Origin of the sequence: Novosphingobium huizhouense (genome assembly GCF_020179475.1) — a bacterium.
GTDB lineage: Bacteria > Pseudomonadota > Alphaproteobacteria > Sphingomonadales > Sphingomonadaceae > Novosphingobium > Novosphingobium huizhouense.
Map to the genome: position 1 here is coordinate 760,414 of NZ_JAILXZ010000001.1, position 12,872 is coordinate 773,285.

Annotated in this window: 11 protein-coding genes and 1 pseudogene; 9 read left to right on the forward strand and 3 right to left on the reverse strand. The window is 69.4% G+C overall.

The window, feature by feature from the left end; all coding sequences use genetic code 11:
* Positions 1-1,575, reverse strand: a complete 1,575-nt coding sequence (locus K3A85_RS03770; protein ID WP_225205162.1) for a helicase HerA-like domain-containing protein — start codon at positions 1,573-1,575, stop codon at positions 1-3.
* A 639-nt stretch (positions 1,576-2,214) separates the two neighbouring features.
* Between K3A85_RS03770 and K3A85_RS18185 the strand changes: the two are divergent.
* The 5 genes and pseudogenes from K3A85_RS18185 to arfB form a co-directional block, all read left to right on the forward strand.
* A pseudogene (locus K3A85_RS18185) lies at positions 2,215-2,388 on the forward strand (PEPxxWA-CTERM sorting domain-containing protein); the annotation flags it as partial.
* A 23-nt stretch (positions 2,389-2,411) separates the two neighbouring features.
* A complete protein-coding gene (pabB, locus tag K3A85_RS03780) occupies positions 2,412-4,199 on the forward strand; it encodes an aminodeoxychorismate synthase component I (protein ID WP_225205164.1) in 1,788 nt (595 codons plus the stop codon).
* Positions 4,200-4,207: 8 nt separating this feature from the next.
* Positions 4,208-5,380, forward strand: coding sequence for a pyridoxal phosphate-dependent aminotransferase (locus tag K3A85_RS03785; RefSeq protein ID WP_225205165.1), 1,173 nt, complete (start codon positions 4,208-4,210; stop codon positions 5,378-5,380).
* The gene (locus K3A85_RS03790) at positions 5,380-6,030 is read left to right on the forward strand and encodes an RluA family pseudouridine synthase (RefSeq protein ID WP_404822906.1); all 651 of its coding nucleotides are present in this window, start codon (positions 5,380-5,382) and stop codon (positions 6,028-6,030) included. The genes K3A85_RS03785 and K3A85_RS03790 overlap by 1 nt, the downstream gene beginning before the upstream one ends.
* Before the next feature lie 29 nt (positions 6,031-6,059).
* Complete coding sequence (arfB, locus tag K3A85_RS03795) at positions 6,060-6,443, forward strand: alternative ribosome rescue aminoacyl-tRNA hydrolase ArfB (RefSeq protein WP_263624706.1); 384 nt, start codon at positions 6,060-6,062, stop codon at positions 6,441-6,443.
* Positions 6,444-6,474: 31 nt separating this feature from the next.
* Here arfB and K3A85_RS03800 read toward each other — a convergent pair whose 3' ends face one another.
* Both K3A85_RS03800 and K3A85_RS03805 read right to left on the reverse strand, forming a co-directional pair.
* Positions 6,475-6,714: a hypothetical protein gene (locus K3A85_RS03800; protein WP_225205168.1), complete on the reverse strand. Its 240-nt coding sequence runs from the start codon at positions 6,712-6,714 to the stop codon at positions 6,475-6,477.
* Between the two features lie 7 nt (positions 6,715-6,721).
* Positions 6,722-7,051: a hypothetical protein gene (locus K3A85_RS03805; RefSeq protein WP_225205169.1), complete on the reverse strand. Its 330-nt coding sequence runs from the start codon at positions 7,049-7,051 to the stop codon at positions 6,722-6,724.
* A gap of 155 nt (positions 7,052-7,206) precedes the next feature.
* Between K3A85_RS03805 and K3A85_RS03810 the strand changes: the two genes are divergently transcribed.
* The 4 genes from K3A85_RS03810 to metH all read left to right on the forward strand — a co-directional run bounded on the left by K3A85_RS03810 (position 7,207) and on the right by metH (position 12,869).
* Positions 7,207-8,187, forward strand: a complete 981-nt coding sequence (locus K3A85_RS03810; protein WP_318248060.1) for an ArsR/SmtB family transcription factor — start codon at positions 7,207-7,209, stop codon at positions 8,185-8,187.
* On the forward strand, positions 8,184-9,089 hold the full coding sequence (metF, locus tag K3A85_RS03815) for a methylenetetrahydrofolate reductase [NAD(P)H] (RefSeq protein WP_225205170.1): 906 nt from the start codon (positions 8,184-8,186) through the stop codon (positions 9,087-9,089). Before K3A85_RS03810 ends, metF begins: the two co-directional genes overlap by 4 nt.
* Entirely contained in the window at positions 9,089-10,147 is a 1,059-nt protein-coding gene (locus K3A85_RS03820) for a homocysteine S-methyltransferase family protein (protein WP_225205171.1), read from the forward strand. The genes metF and K3A85_RS03820 overlap by 1 nt, the downstream gene beginning before the upstream one ends.
* An 88-nt stretch (positions 10,148-10,235) precedes the next feature.
* Positions 10,236-12,869, forward strand: coding sequence for a methionine synthase (gene metH, locus K3A85_RS03825; protein ID WP_225205172.1), 2,634 nt, complete (start codon positions 10,236-10,238; stop codon positions 12,867-12,869).
* The last annotated feature ends 3 nt before the right edge of the window (positions 12,870-12,872 follow it).

Here is a 12,872-nt window from a genome sequence, read left to right on the forward strand (position 1 = left end):
CTAGCGGAGCAGCCCGCCGAGCAGCCCGCGCGCAAAGCGGCCGAAGGCGGCGCCGCCGATCTGCGTCGCGACCGTGCCGACCACCGCGGAAAGCCCCGAGGCGACCGGCGAGGCGCGCGACTTCTTGCCCATGATCTCGGCGGCGATCACCGCGCCCGCCGAACTCGCCACCGCGCCCACCGCCGCCTTGCCCGCCTTGCCCCACAGGCTGGGCGATTGGCGCGCCGCGCCACGCTGCGCGACTTCGCCCTGCTCCTCGACCTGCCTCGCCGCCGCGGCCGCATCGGCGGCCTTCTGCGCCAGCACTTCGGCAGCGCTCTCGCGGTTGACGGCGGTGTCGTACTTGCCCTCGAACGGGCTGACCGACTGGATCACCGCCCGCTCCTTCGGGCTGACCGGCCCCAGGCGCGAGCGCGGCGGCGCGACCAGCGTGCGCTGGACCACCCCCGGCGCGCCATCGGCATCGAGCGTCGAGACCAGCGCCTCGCCCACTTTCAGCTCGGTGATCACCTTTTCGACATCGAGATCGGGATTGATGCGGAAGGTTTCGGCGGCGGCGCGGATCGCCTTCTGGTCGCGCGGGGTGAACGCGCGCAGCGCGTGCTGCACGCGGTTGCCCAGTTGCCCGGCGATCTTTTCGGGAATGTCGATCGGGTTCTGGGTGACGAAGTAGACGCCCACGCCCTTCGAGCGGATCAGGCGAACGACCTGCTCGACCTTGTCGAACAGCGCCTGCGGGGCATCGTCGAACAAGAGGTGCGCCTCGTCGAAGAAGAACACGAGGCAAGGCTTTTCGGGGTCGCCAATCTCGGGCAGCGCCTCGAACAGCTCGGACAGCAGCCACAGCAGGAAGGTCGCGTAGAGCTTGGGGCTTTGCATCAGCTTGTCGGCGGCAAGCACGTTGACCATGCCGCGGCCCTGCTCGTCCACCTTGATGAAGTCGTTGATCTCGAACGCCGGCTCGCCGAAGAAGCGGTCCGCGCCCTGGCTTTCGAAGGCGAGCAGCTGGCGCTGGATCGTGCCGACGCTGGCCTTCGAGACATTGCCGTACTGCGTCGCCAGCGCGCTCGCGTTCTGCGCGCAGGCGACCAGCACCGATTGCAGGTCGGCGAGGTCGATCAGCAGCAGGCCGTTGTCGTCGGCGTAGCGGAAGGCGATGTTGAGCACGCCTTCCTGCGTATCGTTGAGGCCGAGCAGCCGCGCGAGCAGCACAGGCCCCATTTCCGAGATCGTCGTGCGGATCGGATGGCCCCCCTCGCCATAGAGGTCCCAGAACACCGCCGGGTTGTCGGCATAGGCATAGTCGGCAAGGCCGACTTCCTTCGCTCGCGCCTCGAGCTTGTCGGCGTTCTTGAAGGTCGGGCTGCCGGGCATGGCGATGCCCGACAGGTCGCCCTTCACGTCGGCCATGAACACCGGCACGCCGGCGCGGCTGAACTGTTCGGCGATGCCCTGCAGCGTCACCGTCTTGCCCGTGCCGGTCGCGCCCGCGACCAGCCCATGGCGGTTGGCGCGGTCGAGCCGCAACACCTGCTGCTGTCCGTCCGCCCCCAGCCCGATCACGATCTCGCCCATCCGCGCCTGTCCTTCCGCTGTCGCCGGATGAGGTCTAGGCCGCGCGCCGGGGTTTGCAAACGGGATCGTGGGCCGAACCGGACCGCGCGCGCGTTCGGTTCAGGCCCCGCCGCACCCGCCTTGTCGCAAGGCCGCTTGTCATCGGCGATCGCGCATGGCGTCGTGTCGATGCGGGAGCGAGGAGCCGGAACCATGCGCTATGCCATTTGCGCGCTCGTGCCGTTCACCTGCATCGCCCTCGCATCGCCGGTCGGCGCCGCCACGATCATCGGCGAGGGCGCGTTTGCCGCAGGCGAGGCCATCACCCTTGCCGACCGGATCGCCCTCGGGCCGGGACGCTACCGCTTCGACCTGCAGCTGTCGGGCCCTGCCGATTCGGTCGGGGGCGAGATCACCAAGCGCACCAATACCGTCGACTACTGCGACCGCGAAGGCGACGGCACGCTCGCGTACTGCGGCTCCGACGATACGGTGACCGCGCCGCTGCTCGAACAGCTCTCGCCCACGCTCTATCGCGCGGTGATCGGCGTCGCGGCGCCCTATTCGGTGACCTACCCCGACGGAAGCCGCAGCGACTACAGCGATTCCTGCTGCACCTACGACGTCGGCTTCGCGGGCGCCGGGGCGGGGCGCTACACATTCTCGGTCAGCGCCGTGCCCGAGCCTGCGACATGGGCGATCGCCGTGGTCGGCTTCGGACTCGCCGGCGCCGCGATGCGCCGCCGCGGGCGCCGGTCGCAAACGGACCGTCCGTTGCTGCGGCCAGTGGCGGCCCGCCGACGCGGCTTGCCGGTTTTGCATCGCCCGGGCTGAACCGCTAAGGGCCGCGCTGCTCCATGCGCGCGCCCTTCATCCTGCTCGACGACGCCCGGTCCTGCGGCGCCAGTCCTTCGCGGCTCTACCAGGGCGCGCGCGAGATCGTCGTCGCGCGGACCGCGGCGGACGTGCCCGCCGCGCTCGACCGGCTCGCCGCGACGCCCGGCGACTGGGCCGGGTTCCTCGCCTACGAGGCGGGCCTCGCGCTCGAGCCGCGGCTGGCTCCGCTGGCGCAGGCGAGGACCGGGGCAGCGGGCCCGCTGGCCTGGTTCGCGCGCTTCGATGGTTGGCAGGAGCTTACCTCAAGCGAGGTTGAGGTCTGGCTGGAGCGGCAGATCGCCGGTCCGGGCAGGCTCGGGCCGCTCGATCCGCAGCTATCGCCGGGCGGCTACGGCGCGGCGTTCGCGCGCATCCGCGAGGCGATCGGTGCGGGCGACATCTACCAGGCCAACCTGACCTTCCCGCTCGGCGGCACATGGTCCGGCGATCCGCTGGCGATCTACCGCGCGATCCGGGGCGATGCGCGCGCAGGCTATGGCGGGGTGATCTGGGACGGCGCGCACTGGCACCTCTCGTTCTCGCCCGAACTGTTCTTCAAGCTGCGCGACGGCACGGCCACCGTGCGCCCGATGAAGGGCACCGCGCGGCGCGGGCGCGATGCCGCCGAAGACGAAGCGCTGCGCGACGAACTGGCGGCCAATCCCAAGGATCGCGCCGAGAACCTGATGATCGTCGACCTGATGCGCAACGACCTGTCGCGCGTGGCGCAGCCAGGCTCGGTGCGGGTCGAGGCGCCCTTCGCGGTCGAGACCTATCCGACGGTCCACCAGATGGTGAGCACGGTGCGCGCGAAGCTGGCGCCCGGAACCGGCGCGGCCGACCTGCTCCGGGCGATCTTCCCGTGCGGTTCGATCACCGGCGCGCCCAAGATCCGCGCGATGGAGCTGATCGACGCGGTCGAGCGCGATGCGCGCGGCCCCTATTGTGGTGCGATAGGGCGTGTGGACAGCACTGGCGATGCCGCGTTCAATGTGGCAATCCGGACGATACGTCTCGTCCCCGATCACGGGGGCGCCCAGGGGGGTCGCGCCACCATGGGGGTCGGATCGGGGCTCGTCGCCGATTCCACTCCCATGCGCGAATGGCGCGAATGCGTGGTGAAGGGGAGTTTCTTGCGTTTGTCCGCCGGCAATGCCGACCTGATCGAGACCATGGCGTTCGATCCCGCGCAAGGGATCGGGCTGCTCGAGCTTCATCTCGAACGCCTCAAGGCGAGCGCCGTCGAGCTGGGCTTCGTGTTCGATCGCCACGCCGTGCGCAATGCGATCCACGCCCTGTGCTTCGATCTCGACGCGCCGGCGAAGGTGCGGCTGGTGGTTTCGCGCAGCGGCGCCTTTGCGCTCGAGGCGGGCCCCCTGCCGGCGCCGTTCGCCGCGCCGGTCGGCTGCATCGCGCTGCCGCTGCCGGTCTCGAGCGGGGACTGGCGCTTGCGCCATAAATCGTCCGACCGCGGCTTCTACGAGGAGGCGCTGGCGGTGGCGAGGCGCACCGGCGCGGACGAGGCGCTGCTGGTGCGCGAGGACGGGTGCGTGACCGAAGGCAGCTTCACCAACGTCTTCGTCGAGCGCGATGGCCGCCTGTTGACCCCGCGCGCGGCTTCGGGCCTCTTGCCCGGCGTGCTGCGCCGCAGCCTGATCGAGCAAGGCCGCGCCGAGGAGGCCGACCTCACCCTCGACGATCTCTCCTGCGGGTTCCTCGTCGGGAACGCGGTGCGCGGGCTGTGCCCGGCGCGGCTCCACGGCGGGTAACGCGCGCGATGTCCCAACAGCTCTCCACGGCGCTTGCGCGCATCGCGCCCTCGCGCACCACGGCGATGACCGACCGCGCGATGGAACTGCGCAGCAGCGGCAAGGACGTGATCTCGCTGTCGGTGGGCGAACCCGACTTCGCCACGCCCGCACACGTGATCGAAGCGGCCAAGCGCGCGCTCGATGCGGGAGACACGCGCTATACCGCGGTCGCCGGCACGCCCGCGCTGCGCAGCGCGGCGGCGCTGCATTTCGCGCGCGACCTCGGGATCGTGGTGCCGCCATCGCAGGTGATCGTCAGCGCCGGGGGCAAGCAGGCGATCTTCCATGCGCTGCTGGCGACGCTCGATCCCGGCGACGAGGTGCTGGTGCCGAGCCCGTGGTGGGTCAGCTATCCCGAAATCGTGCGCTTTGCCGGCGCCACGGTGGTCGACCTGCCGACCACGGCGGCGAGCGGGTTCCGCATCAGCGCGCAGCAGCTCGAAGCCGCGATCACCCCGGCCACGCGCTGGCTGCTGCTCAACAGCCCCGGCAATCCCACCGGCGCAACCTATCCCGCGGCCGAGCTGCAGGCGCTGGGCGAGATCCTGCGCCGCCACCCGCGCGTGCTGGTGATGAGCGACGACATCTACGCGCCGCTGCGCTATGTTGAAGGCGCGCACGCCACGCTGGCGGTCGAATGCCCCGACCTTGCAGGCCGCGTGCTGACCGTCTCGGGCGTCTCCAAGAGCCATGCGATGACCGGCTTCCGCATCGGCGTTGCGACCGGGCCGCTGTGGCTGATCCAGGCGATGGCCAAGCTGCAGTCGCATTCTTCGGGCAATCCCGCCTCGATCAGCCAGGCCGCCGCGGTCGCCGCCTTCGAAGGGCCGCAGGACTTCCTGGCCGACTGGCGCGAACGCTTCCGCACCCGGCGCGACAAGGTGGTCGCGGCGATCAACGCGATTGCGGGCCTGTCGACGCCGGTGCCCGATGGCGCGTTCTACTGCATGGTCGACGCCGCGCCCCTGATGGCGCGGTTCGGCGATGACGATGCGCTGGCGATGCACCTGCTCGAACACGGGGTCGCCATCGTGCCCGCCTCGGCCTTTGGCGGGCGTGACGGTTTTCGCATTTCCTTTGCCGCGGACGACGCGCGGCTCGACGAAGCGCTGCGGCGCATTGCAGGAGCGGTGGCGTGATCGACTTCCCGATCCTGTTCGAAGACGGCGAAGCGCTGGTGATCGACAAGCCGGCAGGCCTGCCGCTCGATACCCCGCGCGCCGGGGGCGTGAGCCTCGACGATTACCTCGACGAGCTGCGCTTCGGCTTCCAGCGCGCGCCCGCCCCGGTGCACCGGCTCGACCGCGATACTTCGGGCTGCCTGCTGCTCGCGCGCAACCCCAAGGCGCTCAAGCGCTTTTCGGCGGCGTTCGAGGCGCGCAGCGTGACCAAGGTCTATCTCGGGGTGGTGCAGGGGAACTTCGAGCTGAAGCACGGCACGATCGACCTGGCGCTGGCAAAGATCAGCTCGGCGGCGAACGGCTGGCGGATGATTGCGGCCAAGAAGGGCAAGCCCGCGCGCACGCACTGGAAGGTGCTGGCCGAACGCGATGGCCTTTCGCTGGTCGAATTCCGGCCCGAAACCGGCCGTACCCACCAGATCCGCGTTCATGCGCTGGAAGGGCTGGGCCAGCCGCTGGTCGGCGATCCGGTCTACGGCGACGGTGACGGCGCCTCCCGCACGCTGCTCCATGCGCTGCGGCTCGAAGTGCCGCGCGAGGGCAAGCCGCCGGTCGTGGCCGAAGCGCCGATCCCTGACGATTTCAGGGCGCTCGGCTTCACGCTGTGATCGATCCCGACGCCCTGGTCAGCCGGGCGATGGCGCTGGTCGAGGAAAGCTTCATCGCCGCGGCGGGGCCGGGCGGGCAGAACGTCAACAAGGTGGCGACGGCGGCGCAGCTGCGGCTCGACGTCTTCGCGCTGCGCCTGCCGCCCGAGGTGTTCCACCGCCTCAAGGATCTCGCCGGATCGAAGATGACCGCCAAGGGCGAGATCGTGCTGACCGCGCGCAGCAACCGCACACAGGAGCAGAACCGCGAGGACGGGCGCAAGCGGCTGGCCGACCTGCTGCGTGAGGCCTGCAACCTGCCGGTCAAGCGGGCGAAATCAAGGCTCAACCGCGTGGGCAAGACCGCGCGCCTCGAAGGCAAGAAGAAGCGCGGCGCGATCAAGGCCGGGCGCGGCAAGGTCTCGTTCGACTAGGGCGCGATCGGTTCGCTCCGCGGGGCGCGGATCAGTTCGTTCCGCTCGGCGCGGCGCCGGGGACCGCGACGAGGTCGGCGGGAACCGTCGCCTCGTCGAGCGGCGGCCGGGGCCGCGCCTCGAGCCGCTCGGCGGCCTTGTCGAGCGCCTTGGCCTCGCCCACGGTGACGCCGCCCGGGCCGGGATCGGTGTCCTTCGAACACCCCCCCAGCGCGGACAGCATCGCAAGCGCGGGCAGCAAGGCGAGCGCGGGCAGCAAGGCCGGGCGCATCGCGGGCTTACTGTTGCGGCGCGGTAGCCGGCTTGTCGGCGCCGGTCTCGGCCGCGGCGGCGGCGGCGCGCGCGGCTTCGGCGGCGGAGACGGCGCTGTCGGCCGCGCTCTTGGCCGCATCTTCGGCGCTCATCGCGGCCTGCGAGGCATCGGCGGCGGGCGCGACTTCACGCTGCGGCGCCGGTGCGGCGGCCGAAGGTTCGACCGCGGGCAGGTCGTCGGCGGGCATTTCGACGTTGTCGGGGGCCGCTTCCTGCGAGGCGTCGTCGGACTTGCCGCAGGCGGCGAGCGAAAGCGCGGCGGCGGCGGCGAAAGCCGTCATGGCGAACTTCTTCATGGGGTCCCTCTCGAAGGAAATCAGATAGTTGACCGACGTTGCGCCGGCTCGGAGGCGATTCTATCGCTGCGGCGGCGTCAAGGCCACAAAAATGCGGGGGAACGAGCGGGGGCGCATCCGTTGACCCATATAAAGAATGCTTTATATCCCCTCCCGTGACTTTGCTGGATTCCCTTCGCGCCCTTGCCGATCCCACGCGCCTGCGGATCATGCGGCTGCTCGCCAGCATGGAGCTGGCGGTGGGCGAAATCGCGCAGGTGCTGGGGCAAAGCCAGCCGCGCGTCTCGCGCCACGTCAAGATCCTGTGCGATGCGGGCCTCGCCGAGCGGCGCCGCGAGGGCGGCTGGGTCTTCCTGCGCGCCGCCGCCGGGCACGATGGCGACAGCCTCAAGTCGACCCTGGCGGGACTTCTCGCGGTGGGCGAGGCGGTCGATGTCACCTTCGCCGCCGACTGCATGGCCGACCGTCGCCACCTCGACGCGATCCGCGCCGCGCGGCAGGCGAGCGCCGAAGACTACTTCGCCGCGCACGCCGAGGAGTGGGATTCCCTGCGCAGCCTGCACATCGCCGACGGCCCGGTCGAGGCCGCGCTGGCCGAGCTGCTCGGCGCAGACGGCCTCGGTCGCCTGCTCGACATCGGCACCGGCACGGGCCGCATGGCCGAGCTGTTCGCCGACCGCGCCGCCAGGGTGACCGGGCTCGATCGCAGCCCGGAAATGCTGCGGCTCGCCCGCGCCCGGCTCCAGGACCTGCCCGCCGACCGCTTCGAGCTGGTGCGCGGCGATTTCACCGACCTGCCGTTCGAGGGCGCGAGCTTCGATACCGTGCTGCTGCACCAGGTGCTGCATTATGCCCCGGCCCCCGAACTCGTGCTGGCCGAGGCGGCGCGGGTGACCTGTCCGGGCGGACGGCTGGCGATCGTCGACTTCGCCGCGCACGGTCGCGAGGACTTGCGCGAGCGCCATGCCCATGCGCGGCTCGGGTTTTCCGACGCGCAGATGAACATGCTCTTCAGCGACGCCGGCTACCGCATGGAAGCCGAGCGCGCGCTCGCCGGGCACGAATTGATCGTCAAGATCTGGATCGGTCGGCGCGAACAGGACGGAGGGGCGATCGCGCTCCGGAGGACAGGATGACCAAGGACCAGGTGCCCGACCAACCGCTGTTTGGGGGGCTCCCCGGCGACATCGCGGTGTCGTTCGAATTCTTCCCGCCCAAGACCGAGGCGATGGCCGAACAGCTGTGGGAGACGGTGGTGACGCTCGCCCCGCTCGCGCCCAAGTTCGTCTCGGTGACCTATGGCGCGGGGGGCACCACGCGCGAGCGCACGCACGCCACCGTGTCGCGGCTCGTCGCCGAGACCGACCTCGTGCCCGCGGCGCACCTGACTTGCGTGGCGGCGAGCAAGGGCGAGATCGACGAGATCGCCGACCAGTACTGGGAGGCGGGCGTGCGCCACATCGTCGCCCTGCGCGGCGATCCGCCGCCGTCGGACGGCGGGCGCTTCACGCCCCACCCTGAGGGCTACCGCAATGCCGCCGAGCTGGTCGAAGGGCTGAAGAAGCGCCACGATTTCGAGATTTCGGTGGCCGCCTATCCCGAGGGCCATCCCGAGGCGGCGAGCCTCGAGGCCGACCTCGACAACCTCAAGCGCAAGATGGACGCGGGCGCGACCCGCGCGATCAGCCAGTTCTTCTTTTCGACCGACGCCTGGTTCCGTTTCCAGGACAAGGCGCTGGCCGCGGGGATCACCGCGCCGATCCTGCCGGGCATCATGCCGGTGACCAATTTCGCCGCGATCCGCCGGATGAGCGGCAACACCGAGATCCCGGCGTGGATGGAAGCGATGTTCGAAGGATTGGACGAGCGCCCGGGCCCGCGCGGGCTCGTCTCGGCAGTGATGGCGGCGGACCTGTGCCGACGGCTCTATGCGGGCGGCGTGCGCGACTTCCACTTCTACACGCTCAACCGCGCCGACCTGTCCTATGCGACCTGCCACCTGCTCGGCCTGCGCCCCGTAACCGGAAAGAACGCCTGATGCTCACCCCTTCGCAAGCGCGCGCCGATTTCATCGCGCAAGCCGCCCAGCGCATCCTGATCACCGATGGCGCGTTCGGGACCGAGATCCAGAACTGGAAGCTCGCCGAAGCGGACTATGCCGGCACGCTGGGCCTGTCGAAGGACCAGAAGGGCAACAACGACATCCTCGCGCTGACCAAGCCGGAGGTGCCCGAGGCGATCCATCGCGCCTATTTCGAGGCGGGGGCGGACATCGCCGAAACCAACACCTTTTCCGCCAACCGCATCAGCCAGGCCGATTATGGCGCGGAGCATCTGGTGCGCGAGATCAACGTCGAGAGCGCAAAGCTCGCGCGGCGGCTGGCCGACGAATACGCCGCCAGGGACGGGCGCCCGCGCTTCGTCGCGGGCGCGATCGGGCCGACCAACAAGACGCTGTCGCTCTCGCCCGACGTCAACGATCCGGGCTTTCGCGAGATAGACTGGGACACGCTGGTCGATGTCTACAAGGAACAGGCCGCCGCGCTGGTCGAAGGCGGGGCGGATTTCATCCTGATCGAGACGGTGTTCGACACGCTGAACGCCAAGGCCGGGATCATGGCGGTCAGGCAGCTCGAGCAGGAGATCGGGCGCGAAGTGCCGATCATGCTGTCGATGACGCTGACCGACCTTTCGGGCCGCAACCTCTCGGGCCACACGGTCGAGGCGTTCTGGTACGCGGTGCGCCATGCAAAGCCGGTGACGATCGGGCTCAACTGCTCGTTCGGCGCGACCCAGCTGCGCCCGCACGTGCGCACGCTGGCGGAAAATGCCGACACGCTGATCATGGTCTATCCCAACGCCGGCCTGCCCAACGAACTGGGCGCCTATGACGAACTGCCGGAAACGACGGCGGGGCTGGTCAAGGAATGGGCGGACCACGGCCAGGTCAACGTGCTGGGCGGCTGCTGCGGTTCGACGCCGGCGCACATCGCGGCGATGGCCAAGGCGGTGGCGGGCCTTGCCCCGCGCGCGCTGCCGCAGGTCGAAACGGTGACGCGCCTTGCCGGGCTCGAACCGTTCCTGATGGCCGGATAATCAGAATACCCCCGTTCGTGTCGAGCGAAGTCGAGACACGGGGGCGCATGGTGTCTCGACTTCGCTCGACACGAACGGAAATCTTGTTGTGACCCAAACTTCCTCCTCTCCCGCACCGTCCTCCGCCCGCTTCGTCAATGTCGGCGAGCGCACCAACGTCACCGGTTCGGCGGCGTTCAAGAAGCTGATCCTTGCCGGTGACTACACCAAGGCGATCGAGGTCGCGCGCCAGCAGGTCGAAAACGGCGCGCAGGTGATCGACGTCAACATGGACGAGGGCCTGCTCGACGCAGTCGAGGCGATGACCACCTACCTCAAGCTGCTCGCCGCTGAGCCCGACATCGCGCGGGTGCCGGTGATGATCGACAGCTCGAAGTGGGAGGTGATCGAGGCGGGGCTGAAGTGCGTTTCGGGCAAGCCGATCGTCAATTCGATCTCGATGAAGGAAGGCGAAGAGGCGTTCCTCGCGCATGCGAGGCTATGCATGGACTATGGCGCGGCGGTGGTGGTCATGGCCTTCGACGAGAAGGGCCAGGCGGACACCAAGGCGCGCAAGGTCGAGATCTGCACCCGCGCCTACAAGCTGCTGACCGGGATCGGCTTCCCGCCCGAGGACATCATCTTCGACCCCAACGTCTTCGCCGTGGCGACGGGAATCGAGGAGCACAACAACTACGCGGTCGACTTCATCGAGGCGGTGAAGGAAATCCGCGTCGCCTGCCCGCATGTGCACTTCTCGGGCGGGCTATCGAACCTGTCGTTCTCGTTCCGCGGCAACGAGACGGTGCGCCGGGCGATGCATTCGGTGTTCCTGTACCACGCGATTCCCGCGGGGCTCGACATGGCGATTGTCAATGCAGGCCAGCTCGACATCTACGACCAGATCGACCCCGCGCTGCGCGAAGCCTGCGAGGACGTTATCCTCAACCGCGATGAAGGCGCTACGGAACGCCTCATCACGCTCGCCGAATCGTTCAAGGGCAAGGACGCCGTCGCCGAAAAGGCCGCCGAGGAATGGCGCGGCTGGGACGTGGTGCGCCGGCTGGAGCACGCGCTGGTCAAGGGCATCGACGCCCATGTCGTGGAGGATACCGAGGAAGCGCGCAGCGAAATCGCGGCGCGCGGCGGTCGTCCGATCGAGGTGATCGAAGGCCCGCTGATGGAGGGCATGAACACGGTCGGCGACCTGTTCGGATCGGGCAAGATGTTCCTGCCGCAGGTGGTCAAGTCCGCGCGCGTGATGAAGAAGGCGGTCGCGCACCTGATCCCGTTCATCGAGGCGGAAAAGGAAGCCGGCGCCAAGGCGAAGGGCCGGATCATCATGGCGACCGTGAAGGGCGACGTTCACGACATCGGCAAGAACATCGTCGGCGTGGTCCTGCAGTGCAACGGCTACGAGGTGATCGACCTGGGCGTGATGGTGCCGTGGGCGACGATCATCGACACGGCGGTGAAGGAAGACGTCGACATGATCGGCCTGTCGGGCCTGATCACCCCCTCGCTCGACGAGATGGTGACCGTGGCCGAGGAAATGCAGCGCGCGGGCCTTTCGATCCCGCTGTTGATCGGCGGGGCCACGACCAGCAAGGTGCACACCGCATTGCGCATCGACCCTGCCTACGACGGGCCGGTCGTCCACGTGCTCGACGCGAGCCGCGCGGTGGGCGTTGCCAGCCAGCTGCTGTCGGACACGCAGCGCGATCCCTTCGTCAAGGCGACCGCCGCCGATTACCAGCACGTGCGCGAGGCGCGCGCGGGCAAGGGCGAATCGAAGCTGCTGCGCCTCGAGGAAGCGCGCGACAACGCCTATGCGCCCGACTTCACCGAGAAGGCGCCGCCGCCCGAGCAGCCCGGGCTGCATGTGTTCCCCGAATGGGACCTTGCCGATCTTGCCGAATACTTCGACTGGACCCCGTTCTTCCGCGCCTGGGAGCTTGCGGGCACCTACCCGGCGATCCTCGACGACGAGGTCGTCGGCGAAAGTGCGCGCAATCTCTATGCCGATGCGCGCGCGATGCTCGACCGGATCATCGCCGAGAAGTGGCTGACCGCCAAGGGCGTGGCGGGCTTCTGGCCCTGCGCGCGCCACGGCGATGACGTGGTGCTGCATCTCGAAGGCCCGCAGCCGCCGCTGCACCTGCCGTTCCTGCGCCAGCAGTTCGCCAAGAGCCGCGGGCGCGCAAATTTCTGCCTGGCCGACTTCATCGACCCGGCGGGCGACTGGATCGGCGGCTTTGCCGTTGGCATTCACGGCATCGAGCCGCACCTGGCCCGCTTCAAGGCCGAGAACGACGACTATCAGGACATCCTGCTGAAAGCGCTGGCCGACCGCTTCGCCGAAGCTTTCGCCGAGCGGTTGCACGCGCACGTGCGCACCACGCTGTGGGCCTATGCGCCCGGCGAGCAGCTGACCAACGAGGCGCTGATCCGCGAACAGTACCGCGGCATCCGCCCGGCCCCGGGCTATCCCGCGTGCCCCGACCACAGCCTCAAGCCGATCCTGTTCGACCTGCTCGACGCGCCGGGCAATGCCGGGATCACGCTGACCGAAAGCCAGGCGATGCTGCCGACCGCGGCGGTCAGCGGATTCTACTTCGCGCACCCCGAAAGCCAGTACTTCGGGGTCGCCACGATCGGCCGCGACCAGCTCGAGGATTATGCCGCGCGGCGCGGGATCGACCTCGCCACGGCGGAGCGCTGGCTGCGGCCGAACCTCAGCTGACGC

What these genes read in the sequence shown, in the direction of transcription:
- K3A85_RS03800 (WP_225205168.1), bottom strand. Translation starts at nt 6,714, where the DNA reads ATGCGCCCGGCCTTGCTGCCCGCGCTCGCCTTGCTGCCCGCGCTTGCG.
- K3A85_RS03820 (WP_225205171.1), top strand. Translation starts at nt 9,089, where the DNA reads ATGCTCACCCCTTCGCAAGCGCGCGCCGATTTCATCGCGCAAGCCGCC.
- arfB (WP_263624706.1), top strand. Translation starts at nt 6,060, where the DNA reads ATGGCGCTGGTCGAGGAAAGCTTCATCGCCGCGGCGGGGCCGGGCGGG.
- pabB (WP_225205164.1), top strand. Translation starts at nt 2,412, where the DNA reads ATGCGCGCGCCCTTCATCCTGCTCGACGACGCCCGGTCCTGCGGCGCC.
- K3A85_RS03785 (WP_225205165.1), top strand. Translation starts at nt 4,208, where the DNA reads ATGTCCCAACAGCTCTCCACGGCGCTTGCGCGCATCGCGCCCTCGCGC.
- K3A85_RS03770 (WP_225205162.1), bottom strand. Translation starts at nt 1,575, where the DNA reads ATGGGCGAGATCGTGATCGGGCTGGGGGCGGACGGACAGCAGCAGGTG.
- K3A85_RS03805 (WP_225205169.1), bottom strand. Translation starts at nt 7,051, where the DNA reads ATGAAGAAGTTCGCCATGACGGCTTTCGCCGCCGCCGCCGCGCTTTCG.
- metF (WP_225205170.1), top strand. Translation starts at nt 8,184, where the DNA reads ATGACCAAGGACCAGGTGCCCGACCAACCGCTGTTTGGGGGGCTCCCC.